This window comes from Streptosporangium sp. NPDC006007, assembly GCF_040614315.1.
GTDB lineage: Bacteria > Actinomycetota > Actinomycetes > Streptosporangiales > Streptosporangiaceae > Streptosporangium.
This window is the reverse complement of the sequence record NZ_JBEXUG010000002.1, coordinates 104,244-122,374: the sequence shown is the minus strand read 5'-3', so window position 1 is coordinate 122,374 and position 18,131 is coordinate 104,244. Positions and strand designations below refer to the sequence as shown.

General features: G+C 72.6%; 15 protein-coding genes. 9 read left to right on the top strand and 6 right to left on the bottom strand.

What is annotated here, in order from left to right; translation table 11 throughout:
- Window positions 1-5: 5 nt before the first annotated feature.
- The gene (locus ABZ194_RS01995; protein ID WP_355590913.1) at window positions 6-1,547 is read right to left on the bottom strand and encodes an FdrA family protein; all 1,542 of its coding nucleotides are present in this window, start codon (window positions 1,545-1,547) and stop codon (window positions 6-8) included.
- Window positions 1,537-2,427 (bottom strand): DUF2877 domain-containing protein, encoded by an 891-nt coding sequence (locus ABZ194_RS01990; protein WP_355590911.1) that lies wholly within the window; start codon window positions 2,425-2,427, stop codon window positions 1,537-1,539. Before ABZ194_RS01990 ends, ABZ194_RS01995 begins: the two co-directional genes overlap by 11 nt.
- Window positions 2,428-2,808: 381 nt before the next feature.
- Between ABZ194_RS01990 and ABZ194_RS01985 the strand changes: the two genes are divergently transcribed.
- From ABZ194_RS01985 to cutA, 6 genes are all read left to right on the top strand, one after another.
- Window positions 2,809-4,371, top strand: a complete 1,563-nt coding sequence (locus ABZ194_RS01985; protein ID WP_355590908.1) for a PucR family transcriptional regulator ligand-binding domain-containing protein — start codon at window positions 2,809-2,811, stop codon at window positions 4,369-4,371.
- A gap of 10 nt (window positions 4,372-4,381) precedes the next feature.
- Window positions 4,382-4,603, top strand: coding sequence for an RNA-binding S4 domain-containing protein (locus ABZ194_RS01980; protein ID WP_355590905.1), 222 nt, complete (start codon window positions 4,382-4,384; stop codon window positions 4,601-4,603).
- Window positions 4,604-4,860: 257 nt separating this feature from the next.
- On the top strand, window positions 4,861-6,240 hold the full coding sequence (locus tag ABZ194_RS01975; protein WP_355590902.1) for a solute carrier family 23 protein: 1,380 nt from the start codon (window positions 4,861-4,863) through the stop codon (window positions 6,238-6,240).
- Window positions 6,237-7,106, top strand: coding sequence for a xanthine dehydrogenase family protein subunit M (locus tag ABZ194_RS01970; RefSeq protein ID WP_355590899.1), 870 nt, complete (start codon window positions 6,237-6,239; stop codon window positions 7,104-7,106). The genes ABZ194_RS01975 and ABZ194_RS01970 overlap by 4 nt, the downstream gene beginning before the upstream one ends.
- Window positions 7,099-7,590 carry a (2Fe-2S)-binding protein gene (locus tag ABZ194_RS01965; RefSeq protein WP_355590896.1) on the top strand — a complete coding sequence of 164 codons (492 nt, stop codon included), beginning with the start codon at window positions 7,099-7,101 and terminating at the stop codon, window positions 7,588-7,590. The genes ABZ194_RS01970 and ABZ194_RS01965 overlap by 8 nt, the downstream gene beginning before the upstream one ends.
- A gap of 148 nt (window positions 7,591-7,738) precedes the next feature.
- Window positions 7,739-10,147, top strand: a complete 2,409-nt coding sequence (gene cutA, locus ABZ194_RS01960) for an aerobic carbon-monoxide dehydrogenase large subunit (RefSeq protein WP_355590893.1) — start codon at window positions 7,739-7,741, stop codon at window positions 10,145-10,147.
- Window positions 10,148-10,278: 131 nt separating this feature from the next.
- Here the strand turns inward: cutA and cydB are convergent, their stop codons facing one another.
- The 3 genes from cydB to ABZ194_RS01945 form a co-directional block, all read right to left on the bottom strand.
- The gene (gene cydB / locus ABZ194_RS01955; RefSeq protein WP_355590890.1) at window positions 10,279-11,220 is read right to left on the bottom strand and encodes a cytochrome d ubiquinol oxidase subunit II; all 942 of its coding nucleotides are present in this window, start codon (window positions 11,218-11,220) and stop codon (window positions 10,279-10,281) included.
- An 11-nt stretch (window positions 11,221-11,231) separates the two neighbouring features.
- Window positions 11,232-12,674 carry a cytochrome ubiquinol oxidase subunit I gene (locus tag ABZ194_RS01950; RefSeq protein WP_355590887.1) on the bottom strand — a complete coding sequence of 481 codons (1,443 nt, stop codon included), beginning with the start codon at window positions 12,672-12,674 and terminating at the stop codon, window positions 11,232-11,234.
- Between the two features lie 476 nt (window positions 12,675-13,150).
- A complete protein-coding gene (locus ABZ194_RS01945) occupies window positions 13,151-14,026 on the bottom strand; it encodes a polysaccharide deacetylase family protein (protein WP_355590885.1) in 876 nt (291 codons plus the stop codon).
- A 469-nt stretch (window positions 14,027-14,495) separates the two neighbouring features.
- Here ABZ194_RS01945 and ABZ194_RS01940 point away from each other — a divergent pair, with 469 nt between their 5' ends.
- The 3 genes from ABZ194_RS01940 (at window position 14,496) to ABZ194_RS01930 (ending at window position 17,358) form a co-directional block, all read left to right on the top strand.
- Window positions 14,496-15,464, top strand: a complete 969-nt coding sequence (locus tag ABZ194_RS01940; RefSeq protein WP_355591474.1) for an acyl-CoA desaturase — start codon at window positions 14,496-14,498, stop codon at window positions 15,462-15,464.
- Between the two features lie 174 nt (window positions 15,465-15,638).
- Window positions 15,639-16,334, top strand: a complete 696-nt coding sequence (locus ABZ194_RS01935) for a carbon monoxide dehydrogenase subunit G (RefSeq protein ID WP_355590882.1) — start codon at window positions 15,639-15,641, stop codon at window positions 16,332-16,334.
- Window positions 16,335-16,455: 121 nt separating this feature from the next.
- Complete coding sequence (locus ABZ194_RS01930; protein ID WP_355590879.1) at window positions 16,456-17,358, top strand: hypothetical protein; 903 nt, start codon at window positions 16,456-16,458, stop codon at window positions 17,356-17,358.
- A gap of 15 nt (window positions 17,359-17,373) precedes the next feature.
- Here ABZ194_RS01930 and ABZ194_RS01925 read toward each other — a convergent pair whose 3' ends face one another.
- On the bottom strand, window positions 17,374-18,021 hold the full coding sequence (locus tag ABZ194_RS01925; RefSeq protein ID WP_355590876.1) for a thymidine kinase: 648 nt from the start codon (window positions 18,019-18,021) through the stop codon (window positions 17,374-17,376).
- Window positions 18,022-18,131: the final 110 nt, after the last annotated feature.

Genomic DNA, 18,131 nt, shown 5'->3' with positions numbered 1-18,131 from the left:
CCGGATCATCGGAGGCTCGCGACGATATCCGCCGCGTATCCGGCGGCCCGGGCGTTGGAGGCGAAGACCGAGGCCCCCGCGGCCCGCAGCGTCTCCGCCTGGACCTCCAGCCCCTGCGGGTCGCCTCCGGAGCCGACCAGCGCGACGACCACCCGGACCCCCCGGGCCACGGCCGTCGCGATGCCCGGGGCGAGCCGGGCCGAGGGGTCGGGGTCGGCGCCGTGCCCCAGGACCACGTCGAGCAGGGCGACGTCACCGGGCGGCACCTTCGCCAGCGCCTCCAGCCTGAGCGAGGGGTCGATCATCGGATGGGCCCGGCCCCGGGTGTAGGCGTCGTCGCCGAAGTCGGTGAACTCCCCGGTCCCGGCGACCAGCCGGGCCTCGGCGCACAGCGTTCCCCCCGAGTAGACGCCCCACAGCGCCGCCCTGCCCGCCCCGCCGTCCCACCGCGTCCCCGCGTCCGCCGCGTCCGCCGTGCCCTCCGCGTGTCCCGTGTTCCCGGGGCGGATCCCGCCTGGGAGATCGTCCGCCGGGGCGGGCGCGGGCCAGGACCGCCAGACGGGGACCGGCACGCCGAGCGCGCGCAGAGCGGTCTCGGTCGCGGCGGTCAGATCGTCCCGGCCGGGGCCGAGCAACGCGGTCACCACCGGGGTGGCGAGCCCTCCGACGGCCCGCCGCACCGTGTCCCCGACCTCGGGGGCCGGGGGCTTGGAGATCAGGATGATCAGCTCGGTCCCGGGGTCGGCGTCGAGCGCCTCCAGGGCCCGGAGGGTGGACAGCCCGCCCACCTCGGCCGACAGGTCTCTGCCGCCGACGCCCAGCACGTGGCTGACCCCCACGTCGGCCAGGTCCAGCAGGCAGGTCACCTGTTGCGCGCCGGTTCCGGAGGCGGCCACCACCCCGACAGGGCCGGGCCGGAGCACGTTCGAGAAACCGAGGCCGGCGCCGCCGATCACCGAGGTGCCACAGTCGGGTCCCATGACCAGGACGCCCAGTTCCCCGGCGCGCCTTTTGAGGAACACCTCCTGCTCCACCGGCACGTTGTCACTGAAGATCATCACAGGGAGGCCGGCCTCGATCGCGTCCAACGCCTCGGCGAACGCGTACGGTCCGGGCACCGAGACCAGGGCCAGCGTGGCGCCTCCTCCGTCGGCCCCGCCGCGGGCGGTGACGTGGGCGGCGTCACGGGCGGCGGTGCGGACGGCGGTGCGGACGGTGCGTGGCGGGTGCCCGCCGCCCGCGCCCGAGAGGTCGTCGGCCACCCGGACGGCGAGCTCCGCCAGCAACCGGCCGAGTTCGGCGTCCGCCGCCCGCAGGGCCTCCGGCTCGGCCGGGCCGCCGCTCCGCAGGGCGATCAGCAGATCCCCCGGCCCCGCCTCGGGAAGGTCGAAACCCAGGTCGGCGGCGATGCCGAGGTTGAGCTCGGTGGCCATCGCCACAACCGCCACCTCCACCCCGGGCAGTCCGGTGACCGCCTGGCTGACCCGCATCAGGCTCACCGAGTCGTGGTACACCCCCGGGTGCACCCGGACCAGATCAGCGCTCAACCACCCTCCCCTCCAGATCGACGACGGCGGCCAGGCCGATCCGCAACCCCCAGGCGAGGTCGGCCCCCGAGGTGTGACCGAGCCCGAGCAGCCGGTGCAGCGCGAGCGGCAGCGGTTGCAGCCCGGCCAGGCCCCGCAGTACGGCCAGCACCTCACCCCCGGCCTCGCCCCGGGCCGCGCAGTGCAGCAGCGCGGCGGAGATGGAGGTGGTCCTGCCCCGGGCGCCGAAGGTGACCGCGGCGGCCAGCCAGTCGGCCAGCCAGACGGCCCGGCCCACGCCGGCCGAGGTGCCCAGGTGGCGCAGGGCGACCAGCAGTCCGGCGAGCATGTCGTCACCGCTGGGGGTGAGCCCCGGCCCCAGGCCGATGAGCTGTTCGGCGGCCGTGACGGCGTGGAGCAGCGACGCGGTGGAACACCCCTCGGCCAGCAGCCCGGCCGCGTCGTTGCCCTCAAGACCCGGCCGCCTGGCCGAGCGGTCGCACAACTCGGCCATCCTCGGCAGCGAGGAGGCCAGCAGCGCCGGATCCACCGGGCCCAGCGGCGGGGCCGGGTCCCACCAGCGGTGCGCCCGCAGGCTGAGCCGCCCGATCTCGATCGAACCGTCCCCCACGGATGCGTCATCCCCCACGGAGACCCGGGGGACCGGGCCGCCGACGACCATCGCGTTGGGCAGCCGCACGGCCTCCCCGGTCACCACCGCGATCACGTGTGGTTCGAGCTCGGTACGGACCTCCAGGTAGATCCCGGCGGGGAAGGCCGCCAGCACCCGGGCGGGGCTCTTGGGCGACTCCAGCACCGGGCGCAGGGCCGTGCTGGCCGCGCCGGTCGCGTGGGCCGGCTCGGCGGGCCGCCTGGGTCTGGGCCGCGTTCCAACGGTCATCGGCCCCTCCCCGCGGGTTCGGTCTCCGTGACAGGGTCCTTACCCGTGTCCACACCCGTGTCCACGACAGCGCTCGTACCCGCGCCCGTGACGGTGCGGGCACCGGTGGCGGTGTCCCCGCCCGTGTCCGTACCCGTGTCCCCGCCCGTGTCCGTACCCGTTCCGCCGGCGCCCGTACCCGTCCCGGTGCCTCCGATCGCTCCTGTACCGGTGACCACGCCGTTCCCGCCGGCCCTGCCGCTCCGCTCGCTCACGACCCCCCCATCCACCTGAGCCGACGGTAGAACGTTCCCGGATTCCCTCCGTACGGAAAAAGCTGCCAACAGTCAGCCCAAAGGTTGGCTCTTCCTGACAGACGGTCCCATCCGCCACAATCACGTCATGGAACCTCCCGTTCGTCTGGCGAGCACTGGAACGATCACTCATGGCGTCGCGGTCGGCGAGGTCCTCGGCGTCTCGACGCTGGCCGGAGCCCGGCTGATCGCCGGAGAACGAGGCTTGGGCCGGGTCGTGCAGCGGCTCAACGTGATGGAGGTTCCCGACGTCCTGGCCTGGGTGAAGCCGCACGAGCTGCTCCTCACCACCGGCTATCCGCTGCGCAACACCCCCCAGTCGCTCGACCGGCTCGTGGCCGACCTGGACGAACGCGGTCTGGCCGCGCTGGCGATCAAACTCGGCCGCTATCTGGACCGGCTGCCCGACGAGATGGTCAGGCAGGCCGACCGGCTGGGCTTCCCGCTGATCCAGCTCCCCGACGACGTCGGCTTCGACGACATCCTCAACCAGGTTCTCACCGACATCCTCAACCGGCAGGCCGCCGTGCTGGCCAGGGCGGAGGAGGCGCATCGGGCGCTGGTCCAGGTGGTGCTCGCCGGGGGCGGGCTACGCGAGGTGACCGCCGAGGTCACCGCGCTGCTGGGCGTGGCCGTGGCCGTGCTGGACGGGGCCGGCCAGGTGCTGGCCGCCGCGGGCCCCGCCGAGCAGGTGGCCCTGCTGCGCGCCGACCCCGGCGGCCTCCACACCTCGGTCCCCGTCGTCGCGGGCGGCCACCACCACGGCCGGATCGTCGCCTGCGACGCCGCGGGGGCGATCGGCGACAGCGACGTCGGCATCCTGGAACGTGCCGCCACGGTCGCCGCGCTCGTGGTGACCCGGCAGGAGGCGGTCAACGCGGTGGAGAGCAAGTACCGCGCGGACTTCCTGCGCGACGTGCTCGCCGGCCGGGCCGGAGGTTCCGAGCGGGTCGTCGCGCGGGCCAGGGCCTTCGGCTGGGATCTGGAGCGCCCGGTCACCGTGCTGGTGGCCGAGCTCGACCCGGAGGGCGACGAGCGTGTCGCCCAGGACCGCCTGGTGACCTGCTGGACCAGTGCGATGCGCCGCCACGACCGGCGCGGCGCGGTGGCCGGCTTCTCCCACGAGGTCGTCACCGTCGTGGGCGCGGACGTCGACACCGCACGCCTGGCCAAGGACGCCGTCACGGCCTTCGCCGAATGCCTGCCCGCCACCTTCTCCACCGGTGCCAGCCGTACCGCCGCCGGGGCCGAGGCGCTGCCCGAGGCGTACGGCCAGGCACTGAAGGCGGCCAAGGTGGGCCGCCAGCTGCACGGCCCCGGCGCGGTCGCCCACTTCGACCAGCTCGGCGTCTACCGCCTGCTCTCCCTGGTCAGCGACACCGCCGAGCTGCACGCCTTCGTCCGTGAGACCCTCGGCCCGCTCGCCTCCGACACCGACGCCGAGAGCGGTGATCTCCGCCGGACCCTCCAGGTGCTGCTGGAGACCAACCTCAACGTCGCCGAGACGGCCCGCAGGCTGCACTTCCACTACAACACGCTGCGCTACCGGATCGGCAAGCTGGAACGGATGCTAGGGAACTTCACCGAGGACGCCCACCTGCGGCTGAACCTCACCCTCGCGCTGCACGTCCTGCGGATGCGCGGCATCTAGACTCTCGATGGTGAACGAGACCTTTGAGCTGGAAACCGACTACATCCCGCTGTGTGATCTGCTGAAGTACTGCGCCGTCACCGACACCGGCGGCCAGGCCAAGCACTTCATCGCCGAGGGCAACGTCATGGTCGACGGCGAGGTCGAGCTCCGGAAGACCCGCAAGATCCGCGCGGGCCAGGTCGTGGCGGGTGACGGCTTCGAGATCCACGTGATCGCCCCCGGCGCCTGACCTCCGGTGAGGTGCGGGGAGAGGGTTTCGGGGCCGGTGCGCTCGGGAGGTTTCGCTAGGCCCTCGTCCGCCGGCCGGGTGCCGCCGTCGGCCGGTGCGCAGGGCGTTCACCGGTCGGCGCCTCAGATTTGGCAGATCATGACGGTGTAAGGGAATGATCGCCGACCTAATGTGCCCGCAACGACAGCATGGGGATTCGCCGGAGGGATGCCTGCGGGGCGGACACCGGACGCCGGCCCGGTGAGAGGTAGGGCTTGATGATTGCAGGTTGGAAGGAACACGGAGACGGCGGGACCCTGGCGCCGGGAGAGGTCGTCAGGCCGGACGAGCGGCTGTCCTGGCCGCGCATGCTGGGGTTCGGGGCGCAGCACGTCGTCGCGATGTTCGGCGCGACGTTCGTCTTCCCGCTGGTCATGGGGCTCGACCCCAACGTGGCCATCATGTTCTCCGGTATCGCGACGATCATGTTCCTGCTCATCGTGAACGGGAGGATCCCCAGCTATCTCGGGACGAGCGCCTCGTTCGTGGGAGGGGTTATCGCCATCCGGGCGCTGTACGGCGGTGACACGCCCGCGGCCGACGCGATCGTCACCGGGGCGATCCTCGTCGTCGGCCTGGTGCTCGCGCTCGTGGGCGTGGCGATCCACTACCTGGGCGTGCAGATCATCAACCGGATCTTCCCGCCGGTGGTGACCGGTGCGGTCGTCATGCTGATCGGGTTCGGCCTGGCCTACGTCGTCGCCGACGTCTACTGGCCGCAGGACCAGTGGATCGCCCTGATCACGATGACCGTCACCTTCGTGATCATCGTGGTCTTCAAGGGCTTCGTCGGCCGGATCGGCATCCTGCTCGGCCTGGTCACCGGTTTCCTCCTCTCCTGGGGGGCCGACAGGATCCTCGGGAACATCACCGCCTACAACGCGGTCACCGCCAAGGTCGACACGCATCCGCGAGTGAGCTTCGCCGCCGTGGCGGACGCCCCCTGGATCGGATGGCCCGGCACCCACCTGCCCGACATCAGGTTCTCCGCCGTGCTGCTGGTGCTCCCGGCCGTGATCGCGCTGATCGCGGAGAACGTGGGCCACGTCAAGGCGGTCGGGGAGATGACCGGTGTCGACGTGGACCCCTACATGGGCCGGGCGATCATGGGTGACGGTGTCGCCACCGCGGTCGCCGGCACGTTCGGAGGCTCCCCGACCACCACCTACGCCGAGAACATCGGGGTGATGGCCGCGACGAGGGTCTACTCCACCGCCGCCTACTACATCGCGGCCGTCATCGCGATCCTGTTCGGCCTCTGCCCCAAGTTCGGCGCGCTGATCGCGGCGACTCCGGGCGGGGTGCTCGGCGGCATCACCGTGATCCTCTACGGCATGATCGGCCTGCTCGGCGCGAAGATCTGGGTCGAGAACCGCGTCGACTTCTCAGACCCGATCAACATGGTGCCGATCGGCGCGGGCATCATCCTCGCCATCGGCCCGGTCAGGCACATGGTCGGCTCCACCTTCGCACTGGAGGGCATCGCGCTGGGCACCATCGTGGTGGTGGGGGGCTATCACCTGCTGCGGGCGCTGTCCCGCGCGGGGGCGGACGCCTCCGCCGGGCCGGTCTCGCACGAGCGGGAGGCGTCCGGGTGAAGCCGTCCCCCTTCGACTATCACGCCCCCCGCTCCGTCGGCGAGGCGCTGAAGACCCTCGCCGACGCCGGGGAGCACGGCAAGGTGCTCGCGGGCGGCCAGAGCCTGATCCCGATGCTGAACATGCGGCTGGCGGCCCCCGGGCACATCGTCGACATCAACCGGCTCACCGAGCTGGCCGCCGTCACCGTGGAGCCGGGCGGTGTCCGGACCGGCGCGCTGGCCAGGCACGCCCAGGTGGAGCGTTCCCGGCCGGTCGCCGCGGCACAACCCCTGCTCCGCCAGGCGCTCCGGCTGGTCGCGCACCCGGTGATCCGCAACCGGGGCACCGTGGTCGGCAGCCTGGTGCACGCCGACCCCGCCGCCGAACTGCCCGCCGTGCTCGCCCTGCTCGGCGGCTCGGTACGGCTGGCACGCCCCGGCGCCGTCCGGGACGTCCCCGCCGCCGACTTCTTCACCGGCCCCCTGGAGTCGGCGATCGAGCCGGGTGAACTGGCCGTCTCCGCCCTGTTCCCCGCGCTGCCCCCGCGCTCGGGCACCGCCTTCCACGAGGTGGCCAGGCGGCACGGCGACTACGCCCTGGCCGGGGTCGCGGCACTGGTCCGGCTCGACGGCGACCTGCGGATCGTCGCGGCGCGGGTGGCGTGTGTGGGCGTGGGCCCCGTCCCGATGCTCGCCGACGTCACCGAGGTCTGCGGCCACCGGCCGCCGGGCTCGGCCGACTGGGGCGCGGCGGCGCGGGCCGTACGGGGGCGGGTCGAACCGGAGGCGGACATCCACGCGAGCGCCGACTACCGGCGGCACCTGGTCGGGGTGCTGGCGGAGCGGGCACTGCGTGACGCGGCGGAGGAGGCGGCCGATGGGTAAGACGGCGGACATCGCGATCACACTGACCGTGAACGGCCTGGTACGGCGGGTCGAGGTGCCCGGCCGGCGACTGCTGTCCGACTGCATCCGGCACGACCTCGGGCTGACCGGCACGCACGTCGGGTGCGAGCACGGGGTCTGCGGGTGCTGCACGGTGCTGCTGGACGGGGAGCCGGTCCGTTCCTGCCTGATGTTCGCGGTGACCGCAGACGGGCACGACATCACCACCGTGGAGGGGCTCGCCGGCCCCGGCGGCGCGATGTCGCCCGTGCAGCGGGCCTTCGCCGAATGCCACGGCCTGCAGTGCGGTTTCTGCACCCCGGGTTTCCTGTGCACGGTCACCGCCCTGCTCCGGGAGAACCCGGCGCCGACCCGGGAGGAGGTGCTGGAGGGCGTCTCCGGCAACCTGTGCCGGTGTACGGGCTACCAGAACATCGTCAGGTCCGTTCACCGCGCGGCCGAGATCCTCGCGGAGGAGTCGTGAGCGTGCGGAGCGGGAGTCCCGCGAACACGGGGAGTTCCGGGAGTCCGGGTGGGTCCGGGGCTCCCGGAGTCCCGGAAAACCCCGGGAGCCCCGGGAGGCGGGGGGCGCCGGGGCGCCGGAGACCGGTGAGCCGCCGGACGGGAAGAACATGACGACCAAGCTGTTCGGCGAGCCGGTACGGCGCCGGGAGGACCCCCGGCTGCTGACCGGGCGTGGACGCTACGTGGACGATCTCGGCGCGGGCGCGCTGGAGGTCGCGTTCGTCCGGTCCCCGCACGCGCACGCCCTGATCCGCGACATCGACGTCTCGGCCGCGATCGACGTGGACGGCCTGGTGGCGATCTACACCTGGGAGGACCTGCCGGCCCCGCTCGCCGAACCGCTGCCGCTGCTCATCCCGCACCCGGCGCTGACCCACGGCCGTACCGCCCGGCCGCTCGCGCGTGACGTCGTCCGGCATGTCGGCGAGCCCGTCGTGATGGTCGTCGCCCGCGACCGCTATCTCGCCGAGGACGCCTGCGGGCTCGTCCGGGTGGACTACGAGATCCGCGAGCCGGTGGTCGGCCTGGCGACGGCGGCGGAGTCCGCCCGGCTCGTCCACGACGACGTGCCGGGCAACGTGGGCGCGCACCTGGTGCAGGAGGTGCCCTCGGCGGCCGGGCTCGGCGCGCGGGAGGCGATCGACGCCGCGCCGCACACGCTGGCCTTCCGGCTCGACATCGAGCGGAGCGCGTCCATGCCGCTGGAGGGGCGGGGCGTGTACGCCCGGTGGGACGCCGACGACGAGTCCCTGCGCGTGTATTCGAGCACCCAGACCTCCACCAGCGTCCGGATGGCGATCGCGGCCAAACTCGGCCTGCCGCTGCCCAAGGTCGAGGTGATCGCCCCCGACGTGGGCGGCGGCTTCGGCGTCAAGATCGTGCATCCGTGGCCGGAGGAGGTGCTGGTCCCGTGGGCGGCCATCCGGCTCGGCCGGGAGGTGAAGTGGACCGAGGACCGGCGTGAGCACTTCGTCGCCGCCGCGCACGAGCGGGCCCAGGCGCAGTCCGTCCGGGTCGGCTTCGACGACGACGGCCGGGTGCTCGGCCTGGAGGTGGACATCCTGCACGACCACGGCGCCTACACGCCGTACGGGATCATCGTGCCGATCATCACCTCCACCCAGCTCCCGGGCCCCTACAGGATCGGCGCCTACCGGGTCGAGTTCTCCTCCGTCTACACCAACACCGTCCAGGTCACGCCCTACCGGGGCGCGGGACGCCCGCAGGCCGTCTTCTGCATGGAGCGGACGATGGACCACATCGCCGAGTATCTGGGGGCCGATCGCACGGCGGTGCGCGAGGCCAACTTCATCCAGCCGGACGAGTTCCCCTACGACCAGGGGATGACCTTCCAGGACGGCCGCCCGCTGATCTACGACAGCGGCGACTACCCCCGGTCGCTGCGGATGCTCAAGGAGCTCATCGGCTGGGACTCCTTCCCCGGGTTGAAGGCCGCCGCCGCGGCCGAGGGGCGCAGCCTGGGGATCGGCCTCGGCTGCTATGTCGAGGGCACCGGGGTCGGGCCGTACGAGGGCGGTCACGTCCAGATCACCTCCGACGGCCGGGTGCACGTCTCCACCGGCCTGACCTCCCAGGGGCAGGGGCACGAGACGGTGTTCGCCCAGGTCGCGGCGGCCGAGCTGGGCGTGCCGCTGGAGCGGGTCTCGGTGGTCACCGGCGACACCCGCAGGTTCGGCTACGCGGTCGGCACGTTCGCCTCGCGGGCGGCGGTGATGAGCGGCAACGCCATCGCGCTGGCGTGCCGCAAGGTCAGGGAGAAGGCCCTGCGGATCGCCGCGGAGGCGCTGGAGGCCGATCCGCGCGACCTGGAGATCGTCGACGGTGAGGTGCGGGTGGTGGGTTCGCCCGGCGCCTCCATCCCGCTGGCGACCGTGGCGGTGCTGTCCAACCCGCTGCGCTACGCCTTCGACTCCGAGGCGGTCCGCGCGACCCAGTTCGCGGGCACCCCGTCCCCGGGCAGGCCGCCGGTCGCCGAGGGGGAGGAGCCGGGACTTGAGGGCCGCGACTACTACTCGCCGATCCGCTCGACCTTCGCCTCCGGCATGCACGCGGCGATCGTCGAGACCGACCCGCTGACGGCCGAGATCCGCATCCTGCGCTACGCGGTCGTCCACGACTGCGGCAACCTGATCAACCCGATGATCGTCGAGGGGCAGATCCACGGCGGTGTCGCCCAGGGCGTCGGCGGCGCGCTGTACGAGCGGATGGTCTACGACGAGCACGGCCAGCTGCTGAACGCCTCGTTCATGGACTTCCTGATGCCCTACGCGACGGAGATCCCGTTCGTGGAGACCGCCCACCTGCAGACCCCGTCCCCGCTCAACCCCCTCGGTGTCAAGGGCGCCGGCGAGGCGGGCGTCATCCCGGTGTCGGCGGTCATCGCCTCGGCCGTCGAGGACGCCGAGGGGATCCGGATCGACAGGATGCCGATCTCTCCGTCGGAGCTGTTCGACCTGCGCCGGGGCGCCTCCCGGACCCGGCCCGGCCCTCCGTGACGGTCCCGCCGGATCGCATCCGACCCCCGTGACGGTCCCGCCCGATCGCACCCGGCTCTTCGTGGTGGTTCCGCCGGACTCTCCGCCGCCGATCCCGCCGGGCCCCTGCCGGCCCGGCGGGACCGGCGGCGTCAGGACACCTCGGCGGTCAGGCGCCTGCGGAACACCCAGTACGACCAGACCTGGTAACCGAGCACGAAGGGCAGCGCGATCAGCCCGATCCAGGTCAGCATGCCCAGCGTGTAGGGGCCGGAGGCGGCCTCGGCGACGGTCAGGCCGGGCAGCGGGGCGGGCCGGAGGGCGCCGAACAGGGCGGCGGAGCCCAGCGCGACGGCCGAGGCGGTGGCGGTGAACGCCCACCCGTCCCGGCCGCGCCAGGTCAGCGCGGTCCCGGCGGCCAGCGCCGCCATCGAGGCCAGCGAGCACGCCCAGAGCCACGGGGAGGCGGCCCAGTCGGTGCCGCCCTCCCCCGCGGCGGGGATGTTGGACAGCGCCACCACCGCGACGGGCAGCGCCACCGCGGAGGCGGCCATCGCGGTACGGCGGGCCCGGGCGCGCACCGGGCCCGAGGTCTTGAGCGTGAGGAAGACCGCGCCGTGCAGCACGCACAGGGAGAGTGAGAACACCCCGCCGACCAGCGCGGCCGTCGCGCTGCCCCGGAGCAGGTCCGCGAAGACCGCGCCCCAGAGGAACGCCGGGAGACCGCTGCCGACCAGGATGCCCAGGTCGCACCAGAAGCGGTCGGAGGCGTGGTGGACCTTGCCCCGCCACTCCAGGCCGACGCCGCGCACGATCAGCCCTACCAGGACCAGCACGAGCGGCAGGTAGAACTCGCTGAGCAGTCCCGCGTACCACGCGGGGAAGGCGGCGAACATCGCGCCCACCGCGGTGATCAGCCAGACCTCGTTGCCGTCCCAGACGGGGCCGATCGTGCCGAGCACCTGCCGGCGCTCGGCCTCGTTACGCGACAGCACCGGGAGCAGCAGGCCCACACCGAAGTCGAACCCCTCCAGGACGAAGTAGCCGGTCCAGAGGAACGCGATGACCGCGAACCAGAACGTGGTGAGTTCCATCGTCTCCGCCTTCAGTACATGAGGGTCGGCTGGAGCAGCGGGGACGTCTCCCCGCCGTCCCCGGCGTCGGCGCCCCAGCCGGAGGGCGGCACGCGGGGGGGATCGGCCGGGGCGGGTTCGGGGCCCGCCTTGACGTGGCGGACGAGCAGCACGGCCTCGGCCAGCGCGAGCGCGCCGTACAGGGCGGTGAAGATCGCCAGTGAGGTGGCCACCTCGCCCAGGCCGACGCCCGGCGACACGCTCGCGGCGGTCAGCAACTCACCCTGGACGGTCCACGGCTGGCGGCCGATCTCGCTGAGCAGCCAGCCGGCGGTCATCGCGGCGGTCGGCAGCGGCAGCCCCAGCAGGCAGGCGCGGGCGAACCACGCGGGGATCTCGCGCGGCGGCCCCGGGTTCCGGCGGCGCCGGCGGGTCAGCCAGAGGCCGAGAACGGACAGGCCCACCGTGGTCATGCCGAAGACGATCATCACGCGGAAGGACCAGAAGACCACCGGGAGGTTGGGCCGGTAGTCGGCGGGGCCGAACCGCTCGGTGAACCGCGCCTGCAGGTCCTCGGTGCCGCCGACGACCGCCCCGGGGTCGCCGGTGGACAGGAAGCTCAGCAGCATGGGGATCTCCACCCCGGGCACCGGCGAGAACGGCGCGGCGGCCGTGTCGTGCCTGAGCCCCTCGGCGGCGGCCAGCTTCATCGGCTGCTGCTCGTACAGCAGTTTCGCGGACATGTCCCCGCTGCCCGCGACCACGGCCCCCGCGATCGCCGTCATGACCAGCGCGGCCCGCATCGGGGTCCGCCACACGTCCACCCGGCTCCGCCGGCCGGGACCGTTCCGGCGCTCCCGCAGGATTCGGTAGCCGCACACCGCCAGTGCGAACCCACCCGCGACCACGAAGGCCGCGGCCACCACGTGGGGCACCTGGGCGAGCGCGGTGGAGTTGGTGAGCACCGCCCACAGATCCGTCATGCGAGCCCTGCCGTCGACCACCTCGTAGCCGACGGGGTGCTTCATCCAGGCGTTGGCGGCGAGGATGAAGTAGGCCGACAGGTTGGAGCCGATGACCGCCGCCCAGATGGTGGCCAGGTGGACGCGTTTGGGGAGCTTGTCCCAGCCGAAGATCCAGAGGCCGAGGAAGGTCGACTCCAGGAAGAAGGCGAGCAGCGCCTCCAGGGCCAGCGGGGCGCCGAAGACGTCACCGACGAAGATCGAGTACTCGCTCCAGTTCATACCGAACTGGAACTCCTGCACGATGCCGGTGACCACGCCCATCGCGAAGTTGATCAGGAAGAGCTTCCCGAAGAACTTGGTGAGCGTCAGGTAGTGCTCCTTGCCGGTGCGGTGCCATGCCGTCTGCAGTCCTGCGACGAAGACCCCGAGGCCGATCGTCAGGGGCACGAACAGAAAGTGGTACACGGTGGTGACCCCGAACTGCCACCGTGCCAGGTCCAGTGCGTCCATCTTCCCCTCACGGATATGGAGCTCTACAAGTTGTAGTTCTACCAACAGTAGTACTACAAGCTGTAGAGCATCGGGAGAGGGGGGCGCCGCGAGCCCCTGCGATCCTCGTCACATGGTCCGGTGCGGGACCGCACTTCCCGGCCGGACCGGGATCATCCCCTCGGGCTCGCGGCGCCGGCTCTCCCCCCCCCGCCGCCCGGGACGGTTCCCGGGCGTCCCGGACGGAGCGGATGTGGCGCCCTCCGTTCCGGGAGCGCTCGCCGGGCAGCGGTCCCCGCGAGCACATGACCCATGGTGGGGCACGCGGTGCCGGCCGGGCGTCAGCCGCTGGGGTGACCTCGGGGTACGCCGGGCGGCGGACCCCGGCCCCGTCCCTCGCCGGAGACGGGGAGGGACGGAGGTGTGGGTGTGTGCGGGCCGGGGGCGGGAGGGGGCGCGAGAACGCGGGGGAGCGCGGGGCCGCGGTCGGCGGCGGGCTATCCGGTCGCGGCCTTCAGGTAGGCGTCGAGGTTGCCCAGCTCGAAGCCCCGTCGCCTGATCTTGTCGACCAGGACGCGGAAGTCCCGCGACAGGTTGGGCCGGAAGTGCATCAGCAGCACGTCACCCGGGCGGAGTCTCTTGTCGGGCACCTGATAGGCGATCTTCCCGCCCGGCTGCACGGTGGCGGTCCAGAGCAGGAGGGCGTGGACCCCGCAGGACTTGGCCGCCCTGCGGGTCAGGACGTTCTGGTTGCCGAACGGCGGGCGGAAGAGGGTGGGCGAGATCCCCGTCCGCCTGCGGATCAGCCGGGAGGCGCCGCAGATCTCGGCCCGCTGCCCCTCATAGCCGAGAGCCGTCAGGTTCGGATGGGTCAGCGTGTGGTTCTCGATCATCGCTCCCGCGTCGCGCAGGGCGCGTACGTAGCCCCACTTGCCCGCCCCCAGGAACCTGCCTCCCTGGACGGTCGGGTCGGCGGCGCCCCTGGCCTCCACGGCGTCGCGGGTGACGAAGGCCGCGACCGGGATCCGCCGGTCGCGGACCTGGGCGAGGAAGCCCGGATCCTGCTCCCAGCCGTCGTCGATGGTGAGGAAGACGACCTTTCGCTCGGTCGGGATGGAGCTGATCACCGGTGGCAGCCCGTCCGCGGGCCGGGGGATCCGGCCGACCTCTCCCGGTCGGGGCAGCGCGCCCGGTGGTCCCGGCGGACGGGTGGGCGAGACGGTGGGGTGGAGGGTGACGCGGGGAGAGGCGGGGGCGGTCTCCTCGCCGGGAGTGTGGCCCGCGTCGCGGGGGCCGGCCGCGCATCCCGCGCTCGCCGCCAGCGCCGTCAGCGCGGCCCCCGCCCTGATCGTCCATGACGTCCCCGATGCCATGGGCCACCATCCTGCCAGCAGCGGGGGCTCGAACCAGCCAGTGAAACGCTCATCAGATCATCTGTCGGGAATATCGCTTTCGCGAGTAGATGGGTGCTATGTGGTCTTGTGTCCCTTGGGCTGCCCGCCGGGCCCCGATCCGGCTCCGGCCGATCTGATCTGAGGTGATGCGCGTCCGAGGGGGGGCGGCACTACTGTGAGCTGGGGAGGGGGCAGGGGTGCGTGGTCATGGTAAATATCGGAATTCTGTGAAGACCCTATTCCCCGGGCTGTTCGTGGATTTATCCAGTTATTTGGTTATTCGGCGCGCAAGGCTGATGTAGTGCTGTGCAGTGATCCGGCTCAACCGAGGAGAAGCGTGACCAACTCAACCGTGATCGGCCCCGCGGACCGATCGGCCGGTGCCGGGGACGGGGCGCGGGGCAGCGACTTCGCACGCCTGTCGCGCCGCATCGCCAAGGCGGGGCTGATGGACCGGCGCCCCGGCTACTACACCCTGCGGCTCGGTCTCGTCGGCACCCTGTTCGTCGCCGGCTGGGCCGCCTTCTTCGTGGTGGGCGACTCCTGGTACCAGCTTCTGGTGGCGGCCTTCCTGGCACTGGTGTTCGCCCAGGTCGCGCTGGTCGCGCACGACCTGGCCCACCGGCAGGTCTTCCGTACCCGCCGGGCCGGCCAGGCCGCCGGCCTGCTGGTCGGGAACCTCGGCATCGGGATGAGCTACGGCTGGTGGATGGACAAGCACACCCGCCACCACGCCCACCCCAACCACGAGGAGCACGACCCCGACGTCTCCCCCGACGTCCTGGTCTGGTCGGTCGAGCAGGCCGAGGCCAGCCGGGGGCTGCCCAGGTTCATCGGCCGCAGGCAGGCGTTCCTGTTCTTCCCGCTCCTCACCCTTGAGGGGTTCAACCTGCACGTGGCCAGTTTCCGGGCGCTGAGGCGCCCCTCGCTGAAGCATCGGGCGCTGGAGGCCGGGCTGCTGCTCGCGCACGTCGCGGCCTACCTGGCCGCCCTGTTCACCGTGCTGTCGCCGGGCAGGGCGGTGGTGTTCCTCCTGGTGCACCAGGCGATCTTCGGCGTCTACCTGGGCTGCACCTTCGCCCCCAACCACAAGGGGATGCCGATGCTCACCGGTGAGGACGAGCTCGACTTCCTCCGGCGCCAGGTGCTGACCTCCCGCAACGTGCGCGGCGGATGGGTGGTGGACACCCTGCTGGGCGGCCTGAACTACCAGATCGAGCACCACCTGTTCCCCGGCATGCCGACCCCCAACCTGCGCCGGGCCCAGCCGATCGTCAGGGAGTACTGCGCGGAGCTGAAGATCCCCTACCTGGAGTGCGGGCTGGCCGATTCCTACGGCCAGGTGCTGCGGCACCTGCACGAGGTGGGGGCGCCCCTGAGGGCCGGCGGGCGCCGCGCCACCGAAAGCGCCACCTGAACGCGCCAGTGAACGCACCACCTGGACACGTGGCCTGAAGACACCGCTCGAACAGGTTGTCCGGACGTCGCCCGAGCGGAGCCGTGCCGGGGCCGTGCTGTGACAACCGCACGCCCCGCCGGCGGGCAGATGTTGCTGTTATCCATCCGGCGGGTGATTGCCTAGGGTGCTGATGTGAAGCTCGCAGGCAGTGCCGTGCTCGGCATCGACAGAGATCGCGTGTGGTCCGCGCTCCAGAACCCGGCCGTGCTCGCGCGCACGATTCCGGGCTGCGAGCGCCTGGAGGAGACGGGGCCCGACACCTACCGGATGACGGTCACCGCGGGGGTGGCCTCTATCAGGGGCGTCTACCAGGGGGAGGTCGCCCTGTCCGAGCCCGAGGCCCCCCAGCGGTTCGTGCTCAGGGCCCGAGGTCAGGGCGCCCCCGGCACCGTGGAGGCCACCGTGCGGGTCCGGCTCAGCGAGGTCGGCGGCGGCACCCGGATCGACTACGACGCCGAGGCCGTGATCGGCGGCATGATCGGGGGAGTCGGCCAGCGCATGCTCAGCTCGGTCGCCAAGAAGACCGCCGGCGAGTTCTTCTCCGCCGTCGAGAGCCATCTCTCGGACGGTTCCCTCCCCGCCGGAACCGGAACCGGAACCGGAACCGGAACCGGAACCGGAACCGAGGACAGGGGCAGGACCGGGGACGGGGACGGGGACGAGGCCGAGCGGGCCGGGACCGGGCGCGTCTTCGAGCGTCCCGCCGGGCAGCCCAGGACACCGGGCCCGGCGTGGCCGGTTCTGGCCGCGTTCGGTATGGGCGCGGGCGTCGCGCTCGGCAGCGCGGTGATCGGCTGGCTGCTCGGCCGTACCGGCAGGAGGGCTTGAGTCTCCAGCGGTGCCACGCGCTCGGCGCCCCCCTCGCGGGCCGCGGTCTCCGGGCCCGGCGGCACCGGCCCCGGACGCGGAAACCTCGCGCCGGCCGGAGTCGCGGCGTAGCCTGGCCGGTATGCGCGAGGCACGTGCGGAGGATGCTCGGACCGAGGCCAGAAGACTGATCCATGACCTGTTGGGCGAGGAGCGACTCGACGCCGTGGCCCTGCTCGGCGAGGCGGGGGCCGTACTCGGCGCCGGCCGCGTCGCACACTGCGCCGGCCTCGCCCGAGGCGCCCCCCTCACCCGCCGGTCCACCGAGCTCGCGGCGCTGGCCGGGCTGCTGGTCGGCACCCGTGACCTGGGCGACGAGTGGTGGCGGCGGGCGCGGGGGGAGAAGCTGCCCTCGCCGGACGAGGTGCTGGGCACCGCGACCGCGATCGACCCGTGGAGCGACCTGACCGTGCTGGAGATGCTCGCCGCCTGGATCGCCGACGACGCCGCGGACGAGGTCTGGGGGCGGCCGACCGCGGCGGCCGACCTCAACTCCTGGCAGGCCGAGGACCGGGTCGAGCTCCCCCCCGACGCCGTCCCGGGGCGGCGGATCGTGATCTCCTTCGACGCGGGTGGCCGGCTCGACGCGGTGGTGGTCGAACGTCAGGACGGCGAGCTCGGCTCCAACCTGGACTTTCACTCCCTGCGCTACTCCCGCCCGGCCGAGGCCCAGTGGAGCTGGGGCGTGGCGGCCGGTCTCGGCCCGCACCCGCTGGGCGGGGAGGACCCCGACCCCTACGCGCGGCCGGTGGAGCCCGCGGCCGCCGAGACGCTGCGGGCCTGGGCCCTGCGGCACGGGGCCACGGCCGACGAGGTCGGCGGGCCCTGGCGGGTCAGGGGCGAGGTCGTCACGGCGATCGAGCAGGCCGACTGGATGTGGCGCAGCGGCGAGTGGTTCGCCTGGTGGCGTGGGGTGGCCGCCCTGGTCGACGGCGAGCCCGCCCAGCTGGCCGCCCGGCTCGAAGAGATCGCCGCGGACCCCTGAGGGCCGGTGGGACCCTCAGGAGTCGCCGAGGTCGCCGGAGCGGTAGTGACGGCGGCAGAGGACCTGATAGCGGATCGGGGCCTCGTCCGTGCCACCGCCGTCACCGATGTCGCCGATGACCACCTGCTCGCCGGTGCGGACCAGCCTGCCGCCGGCCACACGGGCGTTCAGGCGGCCGGGCCGGCCGCACCAGCAGAGCACCTCGACCTGGAGACGGTTGATCTCGTCGGCCAGCTCGAACAGCCGCTGGGCGGCGGGGAACATCTGTGACCGGAAGTCCGAGGCCAGACCGAAGGCGTAGACGTCGACGCCGAGGTCGTCGGTGATGTCGGCCAGCTGCTCGATCTGGGCGACGGTGTAGAAGCACGCCTCGTCGCAGATCAGGTAGTCGACCCGGTGGTGCGAGCGGACCAGGGCGACCAGGTCGAGGTCCTCCTCGACCTCGACGGCCTCGCTGCCCAGCCCTATCCGGCTGGTCACCTGCGGGCCGCCGGAGCGGTCGTGCCTGGTCAGCACCAGACCGTTCCTCCCCTGGCGGTGGTGGTTGTAGTTCATCTGCAGGGCCAGCGTGGACTTGCCACAGTCCATCGGGCCGAAGTAGAAACGCAGCACCCCGTCCCTGGTTCCGGCGGGGACGGCGGAGAGCGCGGACAGTTCGATCACGGGGCGCCAGCCTACTGGGTCGGATGTCAGAGTTTGGGCAGGCGGTGAGCTGGTAAGAATGTCGGATCCTGCGGTACAGAGCCTGACTTGGCTTGATTGGGAAAAGCGTG

Coding starts and splice junctions, on each gene's coding strand:
- ABZ194_RS01975 (WP_355590902.1), top strand. CDS start 4,861: ATGATTGCAGGTTGGAAGGAACACGGAGACGGCGGGACCCTGGCGCCG.
- ABZ194_RS01985 (WP_355590908.1), top strand. CDS start 2,809: ATGGAACCTCCCGTTCGTCTGGCGAGCACTGGAACGATCACTCATGGC.
- ABZ194_RS01950 (WP_355590887.1), bottom strand. CDS start 12,674: ATGGACGCACTGGACCTGGCACGGTGGCAGTTCGGGGTCACCACCGTG.
- ABZ194_RS01940 (WP_355591474.1), top strand. CDS start 14,496: ATGGACCGGCGCCCCGGCTACTACACCCTGCGGCTCGGTCTCGTCGGC.
- ABZ194_RS01965 (WP_355590896.1), top strand. CDS start 7,099: ATGGGTAAGACGGCGGACATCGCGATCACACTGACCGTGAACGGCCTG.
- ABZ194_RS01930 (WP_355590879.1), top strand. CDS start 16,456: ATGCGCGAGGCACGTGCGGAGGATGCTCGGACCGAGGCCAGAAGACTG.
- cutA (WP_355590893.1), top strand. CDS start 7,739: ATGACGACCAAGCTGTTCGGCGAGCCGGTACGGCGCCGGGAGGACCCC.
- cydB (WP_355590890.1), bottom strand. CDS start 11,220: ATGGAACTCACCACGTTCTGGTTCGCGGTCATCGCGTTCCTCTGGACC.
- ABZ194_RS01945 (WP_355590885.1), bottom strand. CDS start 14,026: ATGGCATCGGGGACGTCATGGACGATCAGGGCGGGGGCCGCGCTGACG.
- ABZ194_RS01990 (WP_355590911.1), bottom strand. CDS start 2,427: ATGACCGTTGGAACGCGGCCCAGACCCAGGCGGCCCGCCGAGCCGGCC.